This window comes from Paenibacillus sp. NPDC093718, from assembly GCF_050279985.1.
In the GTDB taxonomy this organism is placed as follows: domain Bacteria; phylum Bacillota; class Bacilli; order Paenibacillales; family Paenibacillaceae; genus Paenibacillus_AQ.
Map to the genome: position 1 here is coordinate 13037 of NZ_JBNNUS010000013.1, position 24898 is coordinate 37934.

Annotated in this window: 15 protein-coding genes; 11 read left to right on the forward strand and 4 right to left on the reverse strand. The window is 54.0% G+C overall.

From position 1 onward, the window contains the following. Positions 1-349 precede the first annotated feature (349 nt). Together ACQKPA_RS28820 and ACQKPA_RS28825 are read right to left on the reverse strand one after the other, a co-directional pair. Positions 350-1027, reverse strand: coding sequence for a transposase (locus ACQKPA_RS28820; RefSeq protein WP_427495828.1), 678 nt, complete (start codon positions 1025-1027; stop codon positions 350-352). A 115-nt stretch (positions 1028-1142) separates the two neighbouring features. After that, positions 1143-1472, reverse strand: a complete 330-nt coding sequence (locus tag ACQKPA_RS28825) for a hypothetical protein (RefSeq protein WP_427495829.1) — start codon at positions 1470-1472, stop codon at positions 1143-1145. A 524-nt stretch (positions 1473-1996) separates the two neighbouring features. Here ACQKPA_RS28825 and ACQKPA_RS28830 point away from each other — a divergent pair. From ACQKPA_RS28830 to ACQKPA_RS28845, 4 genes are all read left to right on the forward strand, one after another. After that, on the forward strand, positions 1997-4303 hold the full coding sequence (locus ACQKPA_RS28830) for a stalk domain-containing protein (protein ID WP_427495830.1): 2307 nt from the start codon (positions 1997-1999) through the stop codon (positions 4301-4303). 150 nt (positions 4304-4453) lie between these two features. Continuing rightward, on the forward strand, positions 4454-4633 hold the full coding sequence (locus tag ACQKPA_RS28835; protein ID WP_427495831.1) for a hypothetical protein: 180 nt from the start codon (positions 4454-4456) through the stop codon (positions 4631-4633). Between the two features lie 161 nt (positions 4634-4794). Next, a complete protein-coding gene (locus ACQKPA_RS28840; protein ID WP_427495832.1) occupies positions 4795-5118 on the forward strand; it encodes a transposase in 324 nt (107 codons plus the stop codon). After that, positions 5061-5966 carry an IS3 family transposase gene (locus ACQKPA_RS28845; protein ID WP_427495833.1) on the forward strand — a complete coding sequence of 302 codons (906 nt, stop codon included), beginning with the start codon at positions 5061-5063 and terminating at the stop codon, positions 5964-5966. The genes ACQKPA_RS28840 and ACQKPA_RS28845 overlap by 58 nt, the downstream gene beginning before the upstream one ends. A 59-nt stretch (positions 5967-6025) precedes the next feature. On the opposite strand, the gene ACQKPA_RS28850 is transcribed toward ACQKPA_RS28845, so the two are convergent. Together ACQKPA_RS28850 and ACQKPA_RS28855 are read right to left on the reverse strand one after the other, a co-directional pair. Then, a complete protein-coding gene (locus tag ACQKPA_RS28850) occupies positions 6026-7375 on the reverse strand; it encodes an extracellular solute-binding protein (protein ID WP_427495834.1) in 1350 nt (449 codons plus the stop codon). An 888-nt stretch (positions 7376-8263) separates the two neighbouring features. After that, positions 8264-9154: a helix-turn-helix domain-containing protein gene (locus ACQKPA_RS28855; protein WP_427495835.1), complete on the reverse strand. Its 891-nt coding sequence runs from the start codon at positions 9152-9154 to the stop codon at positions 8264-8266. Positions 9155-9323: 169 nt separating this feature from the next. Here ACQKPA_RS28855 and ACQKPA_RS28860 point away from each other — a divergent pair, with 169 nt between their 5' ends. From ACQKPA_RS28860 to ACQKPA_RS28890, 7 genes are all read left to right on the forward strand, one after another. Further along, a complete protein-coding gene (locus tag ACQKPA_RS28860) occupies positions 9324-10631 on the forward strand; it encodes an alpha-L-fucosidase (RefSeq protein WP_127594521.1) in 1308 nt (435 codons plus the stop codon). Between the two features lie 882 nt (positions 10632-11513). Next, complete coding sequence (locus ACQKPA_RS28865) at positions 11514-11771, forward strand: hypothetical protein (protein ID WP_427495836.1); 258 nt, start codon at positions 11514-11516, stop codon at positions 11769-11771. Beyond that, positions 11768-15007, forward strand: a complete 3240-nt coding sequence (locus ACQKPA_RS28870; RefSeq protein ID WP_427495837.1) for a glycoside hydrolase family 2 TIM barrel-domain containing protein — start codon at positions 11768-11770, stop codon at positions 15005-15007. The genes ACQKPA_RS28865 and ACQKPA_RS28870 overlap by 4 nt, the downstream gene beginning before the upstream one ends. After that, positions 15007-17052, forward strand: a complete 2046-nt coding sequence (locus ACQKPA_RS28875) for a beta-galactosidase (protein ID WP_427495838.1) — start codon at positions 15007-15009, stop codon at positions 17050-17052. The genes ACQKPA_RS28870 and ACQKPA_RS28875 overlap by 1 nt, the downstream gene beginning before the upstream one ends. Further along, on the forward strand, positions 17052-19466 hold the full coding sequence (locus ACQKPA_RS28880; RefSeq protein WP_427495921.1) for a glycoside hydrolase family 95 protein: 2415 nt from the start codon (positions 17052-17054) through the stop codon (positions 19464-19466). Before ACQKPA_RS28875 ends, ACQKPA_RS28880 begins: the two co-directional genes overlap by 1 nt. 47 nt (positions 19467-19513) lie before the next feature. After that, complete coding sequence (locus tag ACQKPA_RS28885) at positions 19514-22627, forward strand: glycosyl hydrolase 2 galactose-binding domain-containing protein (RefSeq protein ID WP_427495839.1); 3114 nt, start codon at positions 19514-19516, stop codon at positions 22625-22627. Then, positions 22624-24873, forward strand: a complete 2250-nt coding sequence (locus tag ACQKPA_RS28890) for a glycosyl hydrolase family 95 catalytic domain-containing protein (protein ID WP_427495840.1) — start codon at positions 22624-22626, stop codon at positions 24871-24873. The genes ACQKPA_RS28885 and ACQKPA_RS28890 overlap by 4 nt, the downstream gene beginning before the upstream one ends. Positions 24874-24898 lie beyond the last annotated feature (25 nt).

A 24898-nucleotide genomic window follows, 5' to 3' on the forward strand; every position in this document is an offset into this window, starting at 1 on the left:
TTTCTCAATTGTGAAGTCCGTATAATATGAGAAGAATAGAGCGCTTACAAGAAAAGATCTTCAAATTTTTGTCTGTGACGACAAACGACTTCTAGAGGGGGGATAAAGGAGGGCCAATCCTTGTTGATGAGGACTACGCCGGGACCGTAAGAGGTTCGTGGATGCTAGAGGACAAAAGCTTGGTAATCGGAATGAGGAATGAATGAATATAGTCTCTCGGAATTAAAGGACATCATTGGAGGTGAAATTGGAGGAAGAAGACAGTTGGAGCTGGAAAGTATGGAAATTGAAAACCAGTTTCAAGAATGGGCAGACTTCGACAATTTAGGAGAAACGCTTTTTGAAAAACTTAAGCGACAGTAGGGCAAATGGTAGCTTTCAGCTTGTCCCATTCATCTTTCTGGCTTACATACCAGGCATCCATGTGCTGGCAGGTCATAATGCCGTAGATGCGAATGTACCACATCATCGTCGAGCGGTGCCTACCGGATTCGAACTTGTAATCGATCTTCTCCTGCTTGTTGGAACGCTCAATGGACGTGCGGCGTTTGTAAATCAACTTCCACTTCTCCGACCCGCGAGCGGTTCTGGGAAACAGGCGAAGATTATCGCTGCTGTGTGTATGGTATGTCCGCCCGTATTTGGCATCGGAGCACCCGCAGGTCAAAGAGCATCTCCACTTGCGGCGATCCTGTGATATGTCAAACCCGTTTGGCTTCATTTCGTTGCCTTTCGGACAGATCGGAATACCCGTTGGAGAAATGTAAATGTCACTTTCCGTCGTCGTATTCTTCTTGCTGCGGTTGTAAAGATCGATGAAGGGCTCGATGTTCTGATGATCCAGAAGCATGTAAATCGCCTCAGCATCATGAGCGGCATCGAGCAACATCTTATCGATGACGCCAAGGTTGAAACGTTGCTTGCATTCCATCATACTCATAACTAGACTGACAGCGTCATGCCTGGAAGCAGGCTGCAGTCTAAGGTACAAAGGCAAGTCGTATTTACTATCAGCCGCAGAAATCATGTAGAGATGGTATCCGTTATAACACTTCTCTCTAGAGCTATCCCAGCCCGATTTGCAATCGGGCTGGGAGTAAATACGAGGATGGTTGCACCCCGTCATACCTTCGGCATGACAATCAGCCTAAATTCGCCAACACGGCGAGGATTTGTGACTGGAAGAAATCGAACAAGGGATCCGTTGGCAAAGCTGTTTTCTTATTCGCGTGACGCATCATCCATGTGACAAGACGGTTCACTCTGCCCGGTGTAGCCGTAGGCGCTTTCTCTCCTTTCTTCGCTTTCTTCGGTTTGCTCTTGCGTTTGGGTTGCTTCATCGGTTTAAGGTTTTTGTCTACCGCAGGCCAAAAGCGTCTGAAGAATTCATAGAAGGTCCCGACGACAGGAAGATCGTCATAGTCGAAGCCGTAAAGAATGGCATAGATAGGTGTCCGCTTCAAGACATTCACACATTCGGTTAATCCCTTTTCAGGGTTGGTCAAAAGGAACAAGAGAAAGGATCGAAACATAGATGCTGGATCTCGAGGTTCAGGGCCCCGATCCGAGTAAGTGTCTCGAAGAAACGTTGTGAGGGGAGAAAGGTCAGTCATCCATAATTTTGCTAGAAGCGGCCAGTCTTTATTGATGATGACGATACCGGGCCCAATCTGAGTAAGAAGTTGCTTAAGAACAAAGCCTTGGTAGTCTGCATGCGGAACAAAAATAGGTTTCAAGAGAAGCACTCTAATCGCGATTTATGGGTTGAAAAAGGAACCCTTACAACGCATTTTTGGAAAAATGGAGGATTTGTCAAGGCTTTTTCGAAGAAAATGACCAAATATTCTAGAATATTTCCCATAATGAAAAAAGGAAATTAATGAAAAAATCCCCCTACGAAGTAGGAGGAGAGTAAGTTTGGTGGTACAAGAAACCCCTTGTCCCATCTGCCTCGGCGAATGCCGAGAGGCTATGAATGAATGAGGAGGGATTGTTCATGAAGGCATCAAAAAAAGTTTCGGTTCTGATACTGGCACTCTTACTTCCATTGATTGTGATTTTCTCTACGGCAGTTCCGGCTGCGGAATCCTACGAAATCGTCCCGCTCACAGATCCGGTTACGAATCCGGATACAACCGATGAGGTCAAAATCGACTTCCAGACCAAAGGCTCTCAAACGGCGGAAGGTTATCTGCCCGACAACGGGGATGCGTACGGCGAACGCGGGAATGGCTTTACGTATGGATGGACCCCTGGCATTGTTGGTGCCGCCAGAGATTACAGCTTGATTGAACCGGATCTTAAGCTAGCAACCTTGAACCAATTTGGTCAAGGCATTATTTGGGAAATCGCCGTTCCGAACGGCAAGTATGAAGTGACGGTCAGCATAGGCGATATTCGATATCCGGACCAAATCAAAGGAAAATTGTTGCTCTTGGCTGAAGAGACCGTCATCTTCGAGAACCAACAAGTTGACGGCAAATGGGTACACGTCAAACCGATTGGACAAACTTACGTTTCCAAAACGGTACAAGCGGATGTGACCGACGGCAAACTGACTCTCGATCCGAAAGATAGCGCCACGGAAAACATTAAGATCAATTACATTGAAATCAAGTCGCTTGACGTTCCGATTCCTATTGATCCCGTAGACCCTGTAATTGAAGAACCACGAGACATTGATAGGACTCCCGTAACCATTGTTGTCAATGGAGAAGAGGCGGAGTCGGATGTTCCGCCGGTTAGAGCGAACGGCCAAGTCATGGTACCTGTAGATATGATAGCTGAAGAATTTGGCGCTGATGTTGGTTGGAATGAGGAAAAGAATGCTGTTCTGATTAATTCAATGCCGAGTCAAGCAAGGCTCAAACAGCAGTCGACTCAGCTGATCGTGAACGGTTTGGAAATCGAAGCGGAGGTTACTCCATTTGTTCTGGATGGCAATTGGATGCTTCCTATTCGGGAAATATCCGAAGCCATGGCCTTGGACGTCTCCTGGGATGAGGCAACCCTGACGCTTCAAAGTAGTTTAAGGCCGCATACGGAACCTGCCATGGAGCTTCATGGGTGGGCCTCCGTGGAGGCTGATGGACAGGGCGGGACGACAGGCGGCGGCGATGCCGAACCTCGGACGGTGACAACGCTGGAAGAACTGGAACAACTGGCTGGAGACGACGAACCAAGAGTCATCGTCATTTCCGGAACGATCACATCCGGGGTTCAGCCTATCAGCGTAGGCAGCAACAAGACGATATTGGGGGAGGACCAGTACGCGACCATCCGCGGCGGCATCACCATAGACGATAGCAGCAACATCATCATTCGCAACTTGAACTTCCAAGGTATTTGGCCCATTTTCGGCCCTGCCGACGCGATCGCCGTGAGAAATTCGCATCATCTTTGGTTCGATCACTTGAACATCTGGGATGCCAGTGACGGCTTATTGGACCTCACCCAAGGCACTAACTACGTCACCGTTTCATGGAACAAGTTCTTTTACACCGATCCGGATAATCCTCACCGACTGGTCAGCTTGAATGGCGGAGGCGCGGAACATGATGCTACCGACTTAGGTAAGAACAAGGTAACCTATCATCACAACTGGTTCGCCAACAATACCGATCAGCGGATGCCTCGCGTCTTGTTCGGACAAGCGCATGCCTACAACAACTACTACACGGCCAGTAACAACAACTACGCCATTGGCGTAGGCGTCTTCGCGTCGATGCTGGTGGAAAACAACTACTTCAAGAACGTGAAAAATCCGCACCAATTTATGTACCCCGACCGTCGTCCGGCGTACATCACGGCTACGGGCAATATTTATGACAACACAAGCGGATTAATGGATACGGGTGCCGTTACACCAGAGGGCTACGACAGCGTGGCGCCTTTTACCAATCCGCCCTACGCCTACGATCTGGATGATGCCGAGGATATTCCTTTTCTTGTTACTCGATATGCGGGTCTAATGGTCAACGAGGACATTACAGCGCCAGAAGCACCTGTTATTATAGCTCCGGCAGAGTCGGCGGTAATTCGGATGCGTACTCCGAGCATAAGCGGAACGGCAGAACCGAGCAGCATCGTGACGATAACAATAACAGGCACTTCACCAGGATCGACAAAAAACACAACGTTGACGACAACGGCTGACTCGAACAGTTCATTTAGTGTCGATTCAACAAGACTGAACAACGGAACGTATACCGTCACCGCAACGGCAGCCGATGCTGCAGGCAATGTAAGCCACGCTTCGATCAGCCGCTCAATTAGAATAACAGGACAGGCTGACAAGAAGTAAATCAATAGAGGGTTTGAACGAGCAACTCCGCTTCCGACCTGTTCCGAATTTTATCAGCGCTTAAGAAGACTATAGCTCAATAAACCATGCGGCAGCCGGTCTCGCGACCGGCTGTCTTTTTTAGTTGAAAAAGGGGAAGGGGGAGAAAAGTTGGTAAATAAGGTTTTTGAAATTGAATGTCGTACATTACCATTGTTGGAGGGAGAAGCCGTTTTTAAAAGAGTGAGAGATAAATATGCAGGAAAATGTTTACGGCTTGATCATCCACTAGTAGAAGATCTCAATGGACCAACGACTACGGTACATCTCACTAATTACATCGCAGGTTAAATCAAAGCAGTTGGTCACAAGGGGGAGCAGATTGCCCTCTATCGCCATAGTTGTATGGATGGCGATAGGAAACCCCCGACCAATATTTGAGGTGCACCCCTTAGAATAGACATTGGAAAAACCCCTGGTTATTCCGATGAATTCTAGGGGGTGCATTTTTTATGGCAATGAAGGGACAGAAGTTTAAATCATATACAGAAGAAGACAAGAAGGAGGCGATCCGTCTACATATTGAGGAAAAGTGGACATACAGACAAATAACCGAACACTTGGGGATTCAGGATAAGGATCGAGTCAAAAAGTGGATGCGTAAGTACAGGGAGCTTGGCGAGTTTGGGCTCCTGGATCAAAGAGGACGTCGCGAGCAGTACTTAGACCAAGACCGACATGTAAAGCAGCTCAAACGGGAGAACGAAGCCCTAAAAAAGTGTTTGAAAATCTGGAGACAGGAGGTGCTGGGGGAAAGTATCGCATCATTCAAGTAGCTGCAGAACTGTATGCTGTAACGGAACTTTGCAAGCTCTTAGGCGTGCCTAGAAGCGGATATTACCGCTATCTAAGTAGGTTAGAACATGACAAGGACTACGAGACGAAAGAGCGAATCAAGGCTATATATGAGCAGAGAAACGGGACATATGGATACCGGAGAATTGAGGACGAGCTTGAACGACAATATGATGAAAAGGTGAACCATAAGAGGGTACTGCGTCTTATGCAAGAGCTCGGGTTGAAGGCCGTTATCCGGAGGAAACGCAACTATCGCTACTCACATCAAGTAGCAGTAGCGGACGGCCGCGTTGCAGATAATTTGCTGAAGCGTGACTTTACTGCGGATAAACCGAATCAAAAGTGGGTTACCGATGTTACGCAGTATCGTGTAGGGGATGAGCGGCTGTACCTGTCGGCTATTAAGGATCTGTGCAACTCAGAGATCGTCGCGTACCACATTAGTAATCGCAATGACAACGAATTGGTTCTAGAGACGTTTAAAGGCGCATTTGAAGCGCAAAAGGACGCGACTGGGCAAATAGCCGGATTGATCGTTCACAGCGATCAAGGCTTCCAGTACACGTCCCATGCATACCACGACATGCTGCCTACGGTTGGCGCCCAAATCAGCATGTCCAGACGCGGCAATTGTTTAGACAATGCCGCAATGGAGAGCTTCTTCTCGCATCTCAAAGCGGAAGCGCTCTACCCATATCATATCCCCTCGTTGGACGAGGCACAACGGAGAATAGAGGGATTTATACATTTTTATAACCATGAACGGATTCAAAGAAAATTAAATAAGCTGACGCCGGTAGAGTACCGACGCCAGCTTTCAGCCTAGGGCTTTTTTCAATGTCTACAAAAATGGGGCTTGACCAATTGGAGTCGGGGGTTTTCCCGTTACTTCAATTTTTCCATTTCCTGATCAACCGTTTGTTGCCCCAGTTCTTGTACCTCCCTTAGGATTGTATTGACATCTTTTTGCCCTGTTACAAGTTCAGTTACTTTATCATTCATTAAGTCAACGATGTGATCTTCTAATGGATGTAATTGACGCATTGGAGCATTTCCGTTCACATACACTGCGTCGAAGTTTTTATCTTGGTCTGGATGGTTTTCAAATGCAAGATCTTTAACCTGCTGTGATTTCAATGGAGAAATCTTTCCTTTTTTTGACACTTCCATTTGGAACTCTTCAGACGTTAAATATTTTAAAATTTGCATTGCCGCATCTTTATTTTCGGAAATGGAAGTAATACCTGCATAGTTGGCGTAAGGTTGAGTGCCATTATCCGGAAGATCTTTGAAGACCGGCATCGAAACCATGTCCCAGTTCAGCGGAAGTTGATCTTGCGAAACCGCGATCCATTCGGTTAAAAAAACATACATGGCGGAAACGCCTGCTGCTCCTCTAAAGTGATCATGACTTGGGAAATTTGCTTTAGCCATATTCTGCACGCCAGGATTTCTGCTCAATTCAGTGAAGAGGTTGAGAATCCTCTTCCAATTATCGTTGTCTACCGTCACCTTGTTCGTTTCCGGATCAATGAAACCTTGCGATAAGGAATTCATGCGGAAGTAGTGCTTCGGAGACATCCAAAGTCCCATATACTGCGTTCCGTTTTCATTCCGATCGAATTGATGGGCGAGTGCAAACGTCTCCTCCCACGTCATGCCATCTTTCGGATATGGGATCCCGAATTTGTCGAATAAATCTCGGTTATAGAATAAAACAAGAGAATCGTTAAAAATAGGAAGGCCGTAAAGTTGGTTATCAAACGTGGCAGATTCAATAAACCCAGGGGCAAACGAAGCTAAGTCAACTCCATGTTTTTTAGCTAGCTCCGTCATATCGTAAGTCAACTTCATCGGTTCGTATGCATTCAAAAATCCACCGGCTCTTGTGAAGTAAATATCAAACTTCGTTTGAGCGGCTACTAGTTGTTCCAATGAAAGTCCTCTATTCGAAATATGGTTAATCGTGTATGTAGGGAACTTATTCTTCACGTAACTCCCTACATTTGCTTCAAATTCTTCATCGGAAAATATTGTGGAAAATGTGACTTCGGCATTTTCCGGCGCCGGAGGTTCTGCTGTCGGATCATTACCGCCCGACGGCGTAACAGTACCCTCAGTATTAACAGTACCCCCAGTATTAACAGTACCTTCAGTATTACCGTTAGTACAAGCTGCAATTATACTTAAAATCAAAATAATAACCAACAGCAGTCCCATTCTTCTTTTCAACATTTCGTTTTCCCTCCCTTAGTTTGAAACGGATAATCCTAAAACCCGAATCCAGACCACCCCCTCTCAAAGTCTGTGCCGTTGCCTGTAAGCGCATACAAGTTTTGCGTTCGCGTTTGCAAGTATTTGACACTATTGTATAGGAGTGTTTCCATCAAAAATATACGGCTATAATCGTAAATATAGGGCGATCGAATCTATTGTAGATTCTCGGAACCGGGTATTGGACGGTGCTGCTCTTGATCGACAGCCCATCAAGAGGGACGATACGAGGGGTTCACTCAGGGCAAGATGACGGAGAACCGGATGCTCCGCGAGCAGCCGACTTGCTTAATCCGGATGCGGCGGGTTGGAAAATGTGAATGATATCATCCCTTCCGGCGCAATTCTGAAGTTCGGAGAACGCTGTGGATTATGATATCAAAAGGAAATGCAAAAAAAAAACAGGACCGCTTCCCTGAAACTGGAACGCGTTCCGAGTCTTTACTTGCTATCCACGTTGGACAATGCCGTTAAGCTAGGCAAGTTTCGGATTGATTAAGTCGGCCAGTTTTGGAGCAATTCCTCTAAGAAAGGGTAAGAAGGTTTTCTTCCTTATGTTGAAGTGAAGTAAGAACAGAATATTAATCTGCTCGGAATGGCTTGTTTTAAAGACGCAAAGATGGTAGAGACAACAAAGCCGTTTGAAATTGCAGGGTATATGGGAATTAAAGGGCTGCGAGTTTCTTGAGGGGATAAGGAGATCGGGTCTAAGGAGCGCTGACAAGAGGCTTGCAAAAATTTGGAGTGAGCGTATATACAAAGGTCCGGCGAGTCGGCCGAGATCGTCTTCGAGCTGGATCGGCGGGCGTTCTCCATCTGGAGCACACCCGCCAATCGATGTGCGGTTTATTAGAGTCCCCGCGCATACCGCTTCCGGCATTGCGAAGGGGAATGCCTCTTGTACTGCCTGAACATTTGACTGAAATAATTAACGCTGCCGAAGCCGACTTTAAACGCGATTTCCGTGATCGGATCGGAGGAATGGATTAATAATTGCTCGGCGGCGTTGATGCGGAGCAAATTGACGTACTCCACGAACGTCTTGCCGGTTACCTTCTTAAAGGTTCTGCAAAAGTGGTATTCGCTCAAATTGACGATGCCGGCTGCTTGCTGTACGGTGAGCTTCTCCGGATAATGCCGCTCCACAAACGCGATAAGCTCTTTGAATCTATCGGTTAATTCCGCGCCTACCGTATCTGCGGAACCGGTTGGTCCATGCAGATGGTGATGGCGGGATAAATGTACGAGCAGCAGATGCAGCATGGACTGGATCGCAACCTGATAGCCTATAGCCTGCTGCTCGTATTCGGCGATCATCTGCTTGACAATACCGGCGATGAGCGAATTATACGTATCTGTTACCGGCAGAAGGATGGGAAAAAAACGTTTTCCGGAAGCATAAGGATTTGTGATTTGCACATGACTGGAGCTCGCCACCCGGCTTTCGGCTAGCACAGGATGAAAGACCAACGCGTAATATTCCACCTGATGCTCGTCATCCGCAAACCCCGTATGGATCATGCCCTTGTTCACGAACATCAAATCGCCAGGTTCCGGCTTAACCGTCTCGGAGCCGATATAGAAGGTCGCGTTTCCCCTGATAAAATAGATGAGTTCCAAGTCATCATGCCAATGCAGGTGCAGCACTTCCTTGCCGGGCGGAATGATGTGGAAGACGTCAAACGGAAAGTCCAGATCGCGATGCGGGACGTCTTGCTTGATTTGATAAGGATTTGTCATGCCGCAGTCCCTCCGAAAAGCAATATCCCTTAACTTTACAGCAATATCAGCTAGAGAACTCTTAATAGGAAGCAGCTATAATTATAGACTATCAACCGCTGGAATGAAAGTAATGAAAGCGATATCCAAAACAAGAACAGCCAATCAACGGTTACGGGAGGATTATCGAATGGGATTTGAAATTGAGCAGACAACAGGGGATTCAAGCTGGTATACGCATGATCGTTTCGGCATGTTCATTCATTGGGGCTTGTACTCGCTGGGCGCCAGGCACGAGTGGATGAAGGGCCGGGAATTTATGACGAATGAGCAGTACAACAAATATTTCAAGCGCTTTGACCCGGATTTGTACGATCCCGAGCTATGGGCTACTCTTGCCTCGGACGCCGGCATGAAATATTTCGTAGTCACCACGAAGCATCATGAAGGCTTTTGCTTATGGGATTCGGCTCTGACTGATTACAAAGCGACCAACACGCCGGCAGGCCGAGACCTGCTGACGCCGATGATAGAAGCATTCAAGTCAAAGAACATCAGGCCGGGACTGTATTACTCCCTGTTGGATTGGCATCATCGGCATTATACACTCGATGTCAAACATCCGCTTCGATATAATAAGGAGTTTCTGGAAGACCAGAAGCACCGCGAATGGCAGAAGTATGTCGACTACATGCATGAGCAGACGAGGGAGCTGCTGACTAAATTCGGCAAGATCGATTTGATGTTTTTCGATTTCTCTATCCCGTCGGAACAAGGCTTCCCTGGCAAAGGCAAGGAAGAGTGGCAAAGTGAGAAGCTGGTGAAGCTTATTCGCGAGCTGCAGCCGCATATTTTGCTGAATGATCGCCTGCAGGTGAAAGGGGACATCACGACGCCGGAGCAATATCAACCGCGCGAGTGGATTCAAACGAACGGCAAGCGCGTTGTCTGGGAGGCGTGTCATACCTTCAGCGGCTCATGGGGGTATTACCGCGACGAAGAAACGTGGAAGAGCGTCGACACCCTTGTGAAAATGTTAATAGACACGGTAAGCAAGGGAGGCAATCTGCTTCTTAACGTCGGACCGACAGGTCGAGGTGAATTCGATGAACGTGCCATCGATCGTTTGAAGGGCATTGGCGAATGGATGAAACGCCACAGCAAGTCGATTTATGGCTGTACGGCCGCGCCGGAGGAGCTTCAATGTCCGGAAGATTGCCGTTTTACCTACAATCCGGAGAACAACCGTCTTTATCTGCACGTTTACAGCTGGCCTTTCAAGCATATTCATCTGCGCGGTTTGACGGGCATGGTGGAATATGCGCAACTGCTGAACGATGCTTCGGAAATTAAAATGAAGCAAGGCGAAGAGGAAATGACGATGGAAGCGGGCGCTTTCAACGAGGGAAGGCCGCGCGATATCCTGACGCTGCTGCTGCCGGTCAAGAAGCCGAACGTAACCGTCCCTGTCATCGAGCTTTTCTTGAAAAGCCGATGAGTAGACCGAAGCTTGGGTTGCAGGGGCCGGTCATCGCCTGGCAGGACTCATGAGCCGGGGGAGCGTCCGATTGAAATCATGCGTACGGGTCTATGCCGGCATTCAGGTGTCGGTTCAGGAATGGTTGGAGCCATCGCTAGCGGAAGAGTCGAGACATTATTTTAGAACTAGCTGGTAGACGAATATGGCAATCTGTTATAGCAATTTTGTTACTGCAACCTGTCTAAGCAACCTACCAAAGTAACCTACCAAAGTAACCTATCAAAGTGACCAGTCCTAGCAAACCTGTCTTAGCAACCTACCCTCAACAGAGCGGAGGTTGCTTTTGTTTTTTTAAAATATATGGCTCATGGAGGCTTTCAGACTCTAACGGTCACCACGGAGCCTAATCGCCTTTAAATGGCCTCCTTCCGGATGTCACGTTTGCAGTGGAGCTTATTCGCCTGAAAGAAGGGCATTTCTGCGGATTTTGGTCATATAGCGTTCCTCATACAGGATGAAAAGCGCTCATACAGGCCATTTAAGCGCTGTGGTAACCGTTGCATGCTGGAGAATCACTCCAACATTGGTCTGCACATCGAGTGGGGCATTGTAGTCGAAATTAATGCTACATTCGGTGGTCTGGACGTCCAGCGGGGGCATTGTGGTCGAAATTTATGCTGCATTCAGTGGTTTGCACGTCCAGTGGGCGCATTATGATCAAAGATTTCGGCGGTCTAGTCGCTGCGTAGACGTGGATAGCATCGGCCGTTTCACCTTCGTGAAAACCCCCTATAAACACGGTTGAATTAGCCTATAAACGAAGTCTTGAAACCGTGTAAAGTGGTCTTCAAACAACAGAAGCATTTTACCCGTAAAAGGCTGTCATAAAGAAGGCATACAATGCCCGCTTGGCCTCGACGTCCGCAGACCGGCGCAAAGCTGGTCGTTCGGCAGGCCGAGCGGACCCGGCGGCGCACACGCCTCCGTCCCCTACTCGGGAGCGGCGCTGCTGTCGAGGCGGCGGTATTACAGGAACGTGACGGCTTGGGACGAACAAGGACAGCCCGCCAGCAAGAAGAGCACGGATCCGGGCGCCTATCTCTTTCACGCAGCGATAGATGCCACGAAATTAGAAGTCAAGGAGCTGTAGAGACATGAGATTGCGATTCAATCAGGAGTCGCCGGATTATGAGAACCCGGACGTTTTGCAGATCCATGCCGAGCCGGCGGATGCGCGGGGCATTCCTTATCAAGACAGGGAGACGGCGCTGGCGGCAGCCGCAACCTGTGACAAGAACGCCTCCTCGTACGTCCAAATGCTTAACGGCGAATGGAAGTTCCATTACGCGGCATGTCCCCTGGATGCGCCGGAGCGGTTCTATGACGAATCGTTCAAGGGTGAGGATTGGGACGCCATTCCGGTGCCGTCGAACTGGCAGCTTCTCGGCTATGGAACGCCGTTGTACAGCAGCAGCAAATATCCGTTTCCGGTCGATCCGCCATTCATACCGAAGCAGAACCCGACAGGCTCTTACCTGCGAACGTTCGAGCTGCCGGAGCAAAGGGCGGGCGGCGACGTTTTTCTTGTATTTGAAGGCGTAGACTCCTCCTTTCACGTGTGGGTCAACGGCGAGGAAGCGGGCTTTGGTCAAGGCAGCCATAACCGGATGACGTTCAAGGTGACGGACTTGATCCGCCCAGGCGTCAACAAGCTGGCCGTTCGCGTCTACCAATGGTCGACCGGCAGTTACTTGGAGGATCAGGACAAATGGCGGCTAAGCGGCATATTCCGCGAAGTTTACTTGCTGAGCGCGCCGTCGGCGGTCCGTCTGCGCGACGCCCGTATCCGGACCCGGCTGTCCGCGTCGTACGACAGCGGCGTGCTCGAGCTTGGCTTAAGACTTGCGGCGTCTTCCGGCAGCAATGGGGAGGGCTATCAGATCCGGTCCGAGCTGCTGGATGCCCACGAATCGACGGTCGCGGCCAGCGTTGCCGGCGTTCCCTGCCAGATCGGGAGCTCACCCGAAGCAGACATCGCCGTAGAGCTTCCTGTTAGCGCTCCCAAGCTGTGGTCGGCGGAAGAGCCGAATCTGTATACGCTGCTCGTCACCTTATCCGGCGCGGACGGACAAGCGGAGGAGGTATACCGGTACGCGGTCGGCTTCCGGGATATCCGGGTGCGGGACGGACGGCTCCTGGTCAATGGCAGGCCGGTCATCATCCGCGGGGTGAACCGGAACGAATTCGATCCCGAGCTCGGCCGCGTCATGACGATGGAAGCGATGATCGAGGACATCGAGCTGATGAAGCGCCACAACATCAATACGGTGCGATGCTCGCATTATCCGAACGACGAGCGCTGGCTCGACCTGTGCGACCGCTACGGCCTGTTCGTCGTCGACGAAGCGGACCTGGAGACGCACGGCTGCGTCTTTCTCGGCGAAATCAGCCGCTGGATCGACAATCCCGACGAGAAAACGGCCTACGAAAGCCGCCTGGCGAACGACCCGGCATGGAAAGAGGCGTTCATGGACCGGATCGTCCGGCTTGTCGAGAGGAACAAGAACCACCCGTCTGTCATCATCTGGTCGCTCGGCAACGAATCGGGCTACGGAGCGAATCACGATGCGATGGCGGCTTGGGTACGGGAGAACGATCCAACGCGGCCGGTCCATTACGAGCGGGCTTACGATGCGCCCGTCGTAGACATTGTGAGCAGCATGTACCCTTCCGTGGATATGCTGATTGCGGAAGGCGAGAAATCGGACGAGACCCGGCCCTATCTGATGGTTGAATTCGGGCATGCGATGGGCAACGCGCTCGGCAACCAGAAGGAGTATTGGGATGCTGTTTTCCGTTATCCGCGTCTGTGCGGAGGCTTGATCTGGGAATGGGCGGATCTGTCCTTGCTCCGGTGGAAGCCGGGCGGCGGCTTCGAATACGCCTACGGAGGCGACTTTGGCGACAGCCCGAACAGCGGCCACTTCTGCGTCGACGGCTTGTTGTTTCCAGACCGTACCGTCAAGCCGGCGCTTCTGGAGTTCAAGAAGGCCATCGAGCCGGTCAATGTGCTGCCGACCGATACGGATCGTCTGCTTCGGATCCGCAACCGGTACGATGTTGTCACGCTGGAGCATTTGGCGGTCAAATGGATCGTTTACCGGGAGGGAGTGGCGGTAGAGGAAGGAGAGCTGCAGCCGCTTGCGATTGCCGCGGGAGAAGAAGCGTTCGTCGCCGTTCCTTACCGGACGAATCCGGAGCTGAATCAGGAGCAGGAGCGAAGCGGCGGCGGAGAATATTGGCTTCATCTGAGCTTCACGCTCCGCGAGGAGACATGCTGGGCGCCTGCCGGGCATGAAGTGGCGTGGGCGGATATTCCTTTGACTTCATCGGCGGCAACAGGAGCTTCCTTGCAGCCTGTATCGCAATCGGCGATGAGCGCCGTCGCCTTAGAGGATGGAAGCCGGTACGTCAAGGCAAGCGGAGCAGGGTTTTCGTTAACGTTCGACAAAGTAACCGGCGCACTGGACCGTTGGGAGCATGACGGCATGCCCCTGCTGGAGTCGGGGCCCCGCATCCAGCTGTGGAGGGCGCCGGTCGACAACGATGTTCATCTGGCGAAAAAGTGGCGGGAGGCCGGCTATCATGAGCTGGAGACCCACGTCAGAATGATGGAAGCCCGCCATGCCGTGGGCGGGCGGGCCGTCCAGGTGCGGACGGAGACGGTCCTTGGCGTGAACGGCTTGCGGCCGACGTTCGCGGCCGTTCAGCTCTACACCGTCTTCGGCAGCGGCGACGTGACGATCGAAACGAAGCTCGAGCCGCTGAAGGAAGGGCTTCCGCCGCTGCCCAGAATCGGACTCCGGTTCGCGATGCCTTCACGGTTCGGGCATATGTCCTGGCTTGGCCTCGGTCCACACGAATGTTATGCGGACCGCAAGGAAAGCGGCAAGCTGGGCTTGTACGAAGGTACCGTCGGCGAACAGGTTGTTCCGTACATTAAACCCCAGGAGAACGGCAGCAAGGCCGAAGTCCGCTGGGCGAGCCTGACCGATGCCGGCGGAGCCGGGCTATTGATCACGGGAACCGATGCCCCGCTCGGCCAGTTCGGCGCACGGCCGTATTCGACCGAGGCTTTGGGCGCCGCCCGGCATCATTCGGATTTGAAGCTTCTCGGCGCGACGGAAGTAAGCGTCGACTGGCGCCAGTCCGGGCTCGGCAATCACAGCTGCGGCTATGCGCCGACCCTGCCGGATTATTTGATCCCGGCAGAGCCGGTCTCGTTCACGATTCGATTGAAGCCGCTCGTTGCGGCTCCGGGGCGAGACGGCAGCGCTAGGCTGCCATTGCCGGATCGGATCGAGTGGGAAACAAAGGAGAAGGAGCGGGTGTAATGAACGGTTTGCCTAATAAGATTCTGTACGGCGGAGACTACAATCCGGAGCAATGGCCTCGCGGCGTGTGGGAAGAGGATATGCGGCTGTTCAAGCTCGCCGGAATCGATATCGCCACGGTCAACGTCTTCTCCTGGGCGCGCAATCAGCCGGACGAGGAGACGTACCGCTTCGAGTGGCTGGACGACGTCCTCGATATGCTGCACGCGAACGGGGTTCGCGCTTGTCTCGGGACCGGCACCGCGGCCCATCCCGCCTGGATGGCGCGCGCGTATCCGGACGTGCTGACCGTAGACTCGCAGGGCCGCAAAAAAAAGTACGGCCGGCGTCATAATTCCTGCCCGAACAGCCCGACCTTCCGCCTTTATTCGGAGCGGATGGCGCGGAAGCTGGCGGAACGGTACAAGGATCACCCTGCTTTGCTGCTGTGGCATGTCAACAACGAGATGGGCTGGCGGTGCTATTGCGACAACTGCGAGCAGGCGTTCCGCGTCTGGCTGCAGGAGCGCTACGGAACGCTGGATGCCTTAAACGCCGCTTGGTACACCTCGTTCTGGGGCCATACGTTTTACGACTGGGAGGAGATTGTGCTGCCGAGTCAGCAGAGCGAGCATTTCAGCGCGTTCGGCCATGAAGCGACGGCTTTCCCGGCGATGTCGATCGATTACGACCGATTCAACTCCGACAGCTTTCTGGCCTGCTACCAATTGGAGCGCGACGCGATTAAAGCCGTCATGCCGGATGCGGTCGTGACGACCAATTTCCAGAGCAACGGCACCTATAAGCCGCTAGATTATTTCAAGTGGGCCAAGGAGCTGGACGTCGTCGCGCTGGACAGCTATCCGGAGAGCGGCACGCCGATGAGCCAAATCGCGATGCGGCACGATCTGATGCGGGGGCTCAAACAGGGCAAGCCGTTCCTGCTGATGGAACAGAGCCCCAGCCAATTGAACTGGAGGGAAGTCAATCCGCTTAAGCGGCCCGGCGTCATGCGGCTGTGGAGCTACCAGGCGGTCGCGCGCGGCGCGGAAGCGGTCATGTTTTTCCAGCTTAGACGATCCGCGGGCGCCTTCGAGAAGTTTCACGGGGCAGTCATCGACCATGCCGGCCATGAGCATACGCGCGTCTACCAAGAATGCGCCGAGCTCGGACTGGAGCTGCAGCGATTGGGCGATGCGCTGATCGGAGCGAGAACGTCTTCGAAGGTTGCCATCGTGTTCGATTGGGACAATTGGTGGGCGCTCGAACATTCCAGCGGGCCAACGACGCGGCTCAAATATTTGCAGCAAATTCAGCGCTATTACGATGCCTTCTACAGTCTTAACGTGCAAGTCGATATGATCGGAACGGAGACTAGGCTTGACGAATACGCGCTGGTCGTTGCGCCCGTGCTGTACATGGTCAAACCGGACTTCGCCGAGAAGCTGGAGACGTACGCGGCAAGCGGCGGCACGTTCGTGACGACGTTCTTCAGCGGCATCGTTCAGGAAACCGATCTGGTGACGCTCGGCGGTTATCCCGGCGAGCTTCGGAAGCTGCTCGGCATCTGGGTGGAAGAAATCGATCCGCTGTTTCCGGGCCAGTCGAACTTTCTCGTCATGCAAGGAAAGGCAAGTCTGCCGGATGCCACGTATAGCTGCTCATTAATGTGCGAGCGGCTGCATACGGAGGGGGCGGAAACGGTCGCCGTCTATGGCGCGGACTTCTATGCAGGCATGCCAGCGATTACGCGCAATACATTCGGCAAGGGCGAAGCCTGGTATATTTCGTCGGATCCGGAGGAACGGTTTTTGAGGGATTTATTCTCCAAGCTGACGGACTTGAACAACATCGTTCCGGTTGCCGAGACGCCTCCCGGCGTGGAAGCGAGCGCCAGGGCGAAGGACGGCAAGCGGTACGTGTTTCTGCTAAACCACAACGACCAGCCGGCGAAGGTCAATGTTGGCCCGGTGCCGCTGCGCGAGCTGCTTGGTGGCTCGGACGTAAGCGGGGAAGCCTCGCTCCCCGCCCACGGCGTCTGGATTCTGGAAGAGCGAACGGAGTGATGGGAATGAAGGCGGTTGACGGTTCGAGAACAAACGAAGGAATGCTGTGGTACCGACATCCCGCGGCGGAATGGGTGGACGCGCTCGCCGTAGGAAACGGCCGGCTGGGCGGCATGGTGTACGGCGGGATTTTTCAGGAACGCATCTCGCTGAACGAGGATACGTTATGGTCGGGACATCCGTACGATCCGAATAACCGGGAGGCGGCAGCCTATCTGGAGACGGCGCGGAAGCTCGTATTCGAAGGGAAATACCCGGAAGCCCAACAGACGATCGAAGAGCATATGCTGGGGCCGTGGTCCGAGTCCTATCAGCCGCTAGGCGACTTGTATCTCGAGCTGGAGGAGACCGGCAATGCGGAGAATTACAGGCGCGAGCTTGACCTGAACGATGCGGTCTGCCGGACGCGTTTTACGCTGAACGGGGTTCAATATGCGCGCGAAACGTTCGTTTCCGCGGTCGATCAGGTCATGGTCGTGCGTTTTACCGCCGATCAGCCCGGCCGGATAGCCGTTCGTGCATCGCTTGACAGCCAGCTGCGGCATCAGGCGCTCCGGGTCTCCGCCGATAAGCTTGCGATGAAGGGACGAAGCCCGTCGCATGTGGAGCCGCTTCATGCCCGGAGCGACGATCCGGTCATCTATGAGGAAGGACGGGGCATCCGCTTCGAGGCGCAGCTGCTCGCCCTGCCGGAAGGCGGAGCGACGACGGAGGACGGGGAAGGACGGATCCGGATCAAAGGCGCGGACGCCGTAACCTTCCTCCTGACGGCGTCGACCAGCTTCAACGGGTTCGACAAGAATCCCGTCCTGGAGGGCCGTAACCCCGCCGAGCTATGCCGCTCCTGTCTAGACGCGGCTGCCAAGCTTTCCTACGGCGAGCTGCTGGACCGGCACGTCCAGGATTACAGGGCGCTGTACGGACGGGTGGAGCTTGAGCTTGATGCGCCCGGTCTGCAGCATCTGCCGACTGACGAACGAATTCGGGCGCTTCGCGAAGACAAGACAGACGAGCAGCTAGCCGTTCTATTTTTTCAATTCGGAAGGTATTTGCTTCTATCGTCGTCCCGGCCGGGAACGCAAGCGGCGAACTTGCAAGGGATCTGGAATCAGTCGATGAGACCGCCGTGGTCGTGCAACTATACGGTCAACATTAATACGCAAATGAATTATTGGCCAGCCGAGGTATGCAATCTTGCGGAATGTCACGAGCCGCTCTTCCGTCTATTGGAGGACTTGCGGATTGCCGGCAGGGAAACGGCGTTTGCCCATTATAAGGCAAGAGGCTGGGTCAGCCATCATGCCGTTGACCTTTGGCGAATCACGACGCCGTCCGGCGGCCCGTCGGGCGGCCCCGCAAGCTGGGCGTACTGGCCGATGGGGGGAGCTTGGCTCAGCCAGCATGTATGGGAGCATTACCGGTTCGGGGGAGACCGGACGTTTCTGAGCCAGGTCGGCTATCCGATCATGAAAGAAGCCGCGTTGTTTTTCCTGGACTACCTCGTCGAGGATGCGGACGGCTACTTGGTTTCCAATCCGTCCACCTCGCCGGAGAATACATTCACCTTGCCGGACGGACGTAAAGCGGCCGTCAGCATGGACGCCACGATGGATATTGCCTTGCTCCGCGAGCTCTTTGGAAACTGCATGGAAGCGTCCGACCACCTGGGGATCGATCGGGAGCTGCGCCTTGAACTGGCCGCTGCAAGGGCGCGCCTTCGCCCATTCCAGATCGGCCGCCGCGGACAACTGCAAGAGTGGTTCTCGGATTTCGAAGAAGCGGAGCCCGGGCACCGGCATATGGCCCATCTCTATCCGCTGCATCCGGGCGGCGAGCTCGACCATCGCCGCACCCCCGAGCTTGCTAACGCTTGCCGGGTATCGATCGACCTTCGGCTGCAGCACGAAGGGGAAGACGCGGTGGGCTGGTGCTTCGCCTGGTTGATCAGCCTGTTCGCGAGGCTGGATGACGGAGAGATGGCGCATCGTTATTTGACCAAATTGCTTAAAAATCCGTTTGACAATTTGTTCAACGCCCACCGGCATCCGAAGCTGACCTTTTATCCGCTTACGATCGAAGCCAATCTCGGGGCGACGGCGGGGATTGCCGAGATGCTGCTGCAGAGCCATGCCGGCGAGCTCAACCTACTGCCCGCGCTGCCGGAGGCGTGGAAGGGAGGCCGCGTATCCGGATTGCGGGCGCGCGGCGGCTTTACGGTATCGCTGGCATGGACGGATCGCGCCCTTATCGAAGCCGTCATTGCATCGGCAAATGGCGAGCATTGCCGAATTCGAACCGATGGCAATGTGCAGGTAACCGCCGGAACGGAAGCGGTCGCGGTTCGCGAGATCGCTCCTTGCGTCGTGGAGTTTCGAACGGAGCCGGGCGTGACCTATACGATTACGCGGTGCTAGACAGGCGCCAGAGACTATCATTCTTTCATGGAGAAGGAGGCATTTCATTGAAATCAACGCAGGAGAATCGTTCACAGACGGTGGATCCTTTCGCGGAAATCGCGCTTCGCGAGCATCCGCTTGCAAAGGAAGGCATGACCGAAATTCGGCCGCGCGAATGGACGAAGAGGTTGTTCGGGAGGGGGGAGACTACTGCCGAGCGTATGATCGAGCCGAGCTTCGAGGAACGGCTGAGCCGATTCGGGCAGGAATTGGCCGAGCTTCGCGAGCGATATCGCCCCTATCTAAGGCAGCTATCGCCGCCACCAGGCTATTCCCGTCCCAGCGGGAAGCTGACCAGCTTCGATTTCCGTTACGAGGAGGGAGGAAGCGGGGAATTCGCTCGCGTGCTGCGGGGCGAAGGCGAGTGGGAACAGGTTTCGATCCCCGACTTCCGCGGGCCGACGAAGGAGAAGGGACGCTGGACCGGCTATTATCGGACGACATTCGGCTATCCGAAGCCGCAAGCAGGAAGGAGAACGTTTCTTGTCTTTAAGGCTGTCGATTATGAAGCGGCCGTTTACGTGAACGGCAAATGCGTTGGTCAGCATGAAGGATTGTTTGCTCCCTTCGAGTTCGACATCACTTCTTTGCTTGAGGAGACCAACGTGCTCGTTGTCGAAGTGAAAAACGATTATCCGATGATGGGCGTCGGCGGCACGCGGCTCGATGGAGACAAGATGTACGCCGCCACGGGTCCGGGCTGGGACGAGCCGGTGTACGGCTGGCATCATTGCCCGCCCGGCGCGGGCATTTATAACCATGTGATTCTGGAGGAACGGGCGGAGCTGTTCGTAGACGACATCTTTATTAGACCCAATCCCGAGGACGGATCGTTTGAGGCGTGGATCGACGTCATGAACATGACGGCGGGTCTCATCGAAGGAGCCGAGCTGACGGTCGACGTTTTTGCGGACAATTTCGAGGGAGAAGGGCTCTCCGGCATTCGCTTCCCGATTGCTTACGCGGGTCCGGGCATGAACAATTACCGTTATAAAATCGCCTTCCCGGCATTCCGCAGTTGGGAACCGGACGCGCCGCGATTATACCGGCTTAGGGCGAGTCTGGACCTCGAAGGGGAGCTGCAGGATGCCCAAGACCGTTGCTTCGGCATGAGATCCTTCAAGATGGACGAAGCGGCGACGCCGAAAGGAACGCTGTATTTGAACGGCCGGCCGATATTGCTGCGGGGCGCGAACGAGATGGGGCATCTCCAGCAATGCGTCATGCAAGGCGACGAAGAGCAGCTCATTGACGATATTTTGATCGCGAAGCTGGCCAATCTGAACTTTTACCGAATTACGCAGCGCCCGGTGCAAGAAGAAATTTACGATTACATGGACCGTCTCGGCATGATGAACCAATGCGATTTGCCGGCGTTCGGCTATATCCGTCGAAACAAGTTCTGCGAGGCAGTGAGGCAATCTGCAGAGATGGAGCGGCTCGTACGCAGCCATCCGAGCGTCATTATGGTATCTCTGATCAACGAGCCCTCCCGTCCCGCAAAGCGGGGCAAAGGACATCGGCATCTGTATCGGGACGAAATGGAAGCGTTCTTCGCATCGGCAAGGCATGCCATTTATATCGAGAATCCGGACCGCGTCGTGAAAAACGCCGACGGCGATTATGATCCGCCGACGGAAACGGGGCTGTCCGATTATCACTGCTATACGATGTGGTATACGAATCATATGATCTCGTTCGGTGAGCTCTATAAGGGCGGGCTTCCACCGCTCAAGAAGGACTGGAAGACCGGATGCGGGGAATACGGCTCGGAGGCGCTCGATCATCTTGCCTTAATGCAGAAACGCTATCCGCTTGAATGGCTGCCGAACAATCCGGACGACCCTTGGATGCCGGATGCGATCGTCGACAGTCAGACGTATTCGCATCATGGCGATTGGTATCCGGAAGCCGACCGCATCGGAGACTGGATCGAGCGGAGCCAGCGATACCAGGCATCCGTCACAAGGCTGATGACCGACGCGATCCGCCGGCGCTCCGATCTGATCGTGCAGTCCGCCATCCATCTGCTCATCGACGCTTGGCCGTCGGGGTGGATGAAATCGCTTGTCGGAGCAGACCGGGTGCCGAAACCGGCCTATTTTGCCTACAAAGACGCTCTGGAGCCGCTGCGGGTACATTGGCGGAGCGACCGATGGCGCGCTTATGCAGGCGAACTTCTCGAGCTGGAAGCCTGGCTGCTTAATGATACGCCCGATGATTATCAAGGCATGAAGCTAGTCGCGACGCTTCGGAACGAGACCGAGGATTATGCTTCCTTCGAGCTTGAAGCAGACATCGGCGGCGCCGATTCCGCTTATGTCGGCTCCGTGCCGTTTGTCATGCCGGCGGTGGATAGACGCCGCACGCTTCAAGCGGACATATCCGCATATAATCGTGCCGGAGAACTGGTCAACAGCGAGCGGTTCGATATCGAGGTATTCCCGAACAACGTTACGCTCGTAGATGGCGAACCTACAGCCGCGGTAAATGCGGCAGCGATCGGAACCGCAGCGGAAGCGCTGCTCGCCGCGATGGGCTTGCCTTGCCGGACTTATGAAGCCGGCCTCCCTTTCGACGTGATCTTCTTATCTTCTGCGGAGGCATTCCGTCTCCACGAAACCGAGATCGCGGGAAGGATCGAAGCTGGGGCAAAGGCGATCATCGTCCCGGACGAGGGAGGCGAAGCCGAATGGCGAATCGGAGATATCGCCGTGCGGCAGGAGAAAACGGGCAGCCTGTATACGCTGGCCTTCGACGAAGCCGATAAGCGGCTCGAGCGATTCGAGGCTTCCGATTTCCAATTCTTCTATAACCAAACCTTGGACCGAATAGACGCTCTGACCGGATGCGGTTGGTACGCGGAGTCTATGTCGCCGCTGCTTTATGCGTACGCGAAGCCGAAGGGCGGGACCCCATCGGGCGGAGCGCGCAAACGCAGAGTGCCTGTCGTCGGCTCGGTCCGGCACGGGCGCGGCGAGTTGATCTTTGTGGGACTTCGCCTCGAAGGACGGCTGGGCTGCAACCCGGCGCTTGACCAGCTCTTGCAAGAGTTGGTTGTCGGCTGCAGGCAAGGAAGAGGAGAGTTAACGATTCGAGAAGGAGGCGGAGGATTATGAAAGCCATTGAGATAAGTCCGTCCTATGATGTGCCGTGGACGCTGGACACCGGTTATTGTCATGACGGGATTCCGTTGTCGAACGGCGTGTTCGGCGCGCTGATCTGGTTCCAGGACCAGACCGTTATGCTGACGATTAATCGTGCCGATTATTGGGATCATCGCGGCGGAACGATCTGGCGGGACGATTGTACGTACGGCCAACTGAAATCGCTGCTGGAGAGCGGCGATTTCCAAGGCGCACGGGAGCTCTTCCCGACTAGGCTGATGAACGGCAAGGAGAAACGGCCGACGCGGCTGGCGATGGGACGGATCGAAGCGAGGCTGAAGCCGGATGTGCAATTGGTTTCTGCTAACCTGCATATGAACGAAGGCGAGGTCCGGCTGGTGTGCCGTCTTGGCGAACGCGAGCATGTTATCGATCTTGCCGTTGTGATCGATAAGCCGATGCTGCTGCTCTCGGGCGGCGAAGAGCTGTTCGAGAGCATAACGCCCGTACCGTCATATTCCTTCGAGAAGACGAAGGCGTACTTCGACGACTTCGGGATTCCGGCCCCTGAAGCAATAGAAGACGGCTGGGTGCAGGAGCTGCCAGAGGATCCGGCATGCGCCGTAAGGATGAGGCAGCGCGGGGGAACGCTCGCGATCGCCGCGGAATACGGCGCTGATCCGGAGCAGGCAATACAAGCGGCAAACGCGCTGCTGGATTCGGTTTCTCCCTCTAACGGAGGGTATGCCGCCGCAACAAGTGAAACAAGAGAGCGTTGGCTGGCATTATGGCGGCAGGCGGCGGATATCTCCTTGCCCGACGCCGAGATTGAACGCATGTATTACTTGGGCATCTACCGGATGTTAGGCAATTCCATGCCGGGCAGCATCGCGCCGACGCTGCAAGGCCCTTGGGCGGAGGAATACCGGAATCCGCCATGGAGCTGCGATTATCACTTCAATATTAATGTTCAACAATGCTTATGGCCGGCATACGGCTCCAATTTGCTGGACAGCCTGAAGCCGCTGTTCTCCATGATCGATGGTTGGAAGCCGACGCTGGCGCTGAACGCCAAACGTTTTGTCGGCATCGATGACGGATATATGCTTGGCCATTCGGTAGACGACCGCGGCCGTCCGGTCGGCGGCATGTGGACAGGGACGATCGATCAGGCGAACACCTCGTGGGTCGCCCAGATGATGTGGCAGTATGCCCGGTATGCCGGAGACGAGACATACTTGCTGGATGAAGTGATTCCATTCATGAGCAAGGCTCTTCGCGTATTCAGGGAAATGATGGAGACCGAAGGGGATCGCTATTCGCTTCCGGTAACCGTTTCGCCGGAATTCGGCGGCTCGTCGCAAGCCGGACTCGGCCGGAATTCGACCTTCTTTCTTGTCAATGTCCATTTCTTATGCGAAAAGCTGTTGGAGCTCGACGAAAAGTACGGAATCGATCCGGATGCCGCGGCCATGGCAGCCGACATCCGCGAGAAGCTGCCGCCCTACACGGCCGGACCGCGGCAATTCCAAGAGTTCGGCACGAAGCCCGGGCTCGAGCTGTATCTGTGGGAAGGACAGCCGCTCTCCGAATCGCATCGCCATCATTCTCATTTGGCCGGCATCTTTCCCTTCGACACCATCCAAATGGACGATCCCGCACAGAAAGAAGCCGTCTCGAACGCTTATAAGTCATGGATCGACAAAGGCATGGGGCGATGGGCCGGTTGGTCGATGCCATGGGCTTCGATCTTGCACAACCGGCTCGGCCGTGCGGATATGGCGCTGCTTTCTCTACACCTGCTGAGGGAGGTGTTCATGATGCCGAGCTACGCGACCAGGCATAACGCCAACTATGAAGGCTTCTGCCAGTTTACAGGAGGCGATACCATGCAGGCAGAAGCATCGATCGCCGCGGCGGCGGCTGTACTGGAAATGTACGTGCAATGCGTAAGAGGAACCGTCCGGGTGTTCACGGGGCTGTCCCGGCGTTTCAAAGACGCCTCGTTCGCGGGCATTCGGGCTGAGGGAGCGTTCCTGCTGTCGGGAAGCAAAGCGGGCGGGAAGGTGCAGCGCGTGACCGTGTACAGCGAACGCGATGAAACGATCCGTCTCGTCAATCCATTCGAAGGAAGGGCGTTGATCCGGAAGGACGGGGCGGTGGTCGGGACGGAAGAGGCGATCATTAGCCTTAAGCTTCGCTCGGGCGAATGCGTCATGCTCGAGTCGGGAGTCCATTTGGTCACTCAATCTTCATAACGAAGCGCGCAAGATAAACATAGCG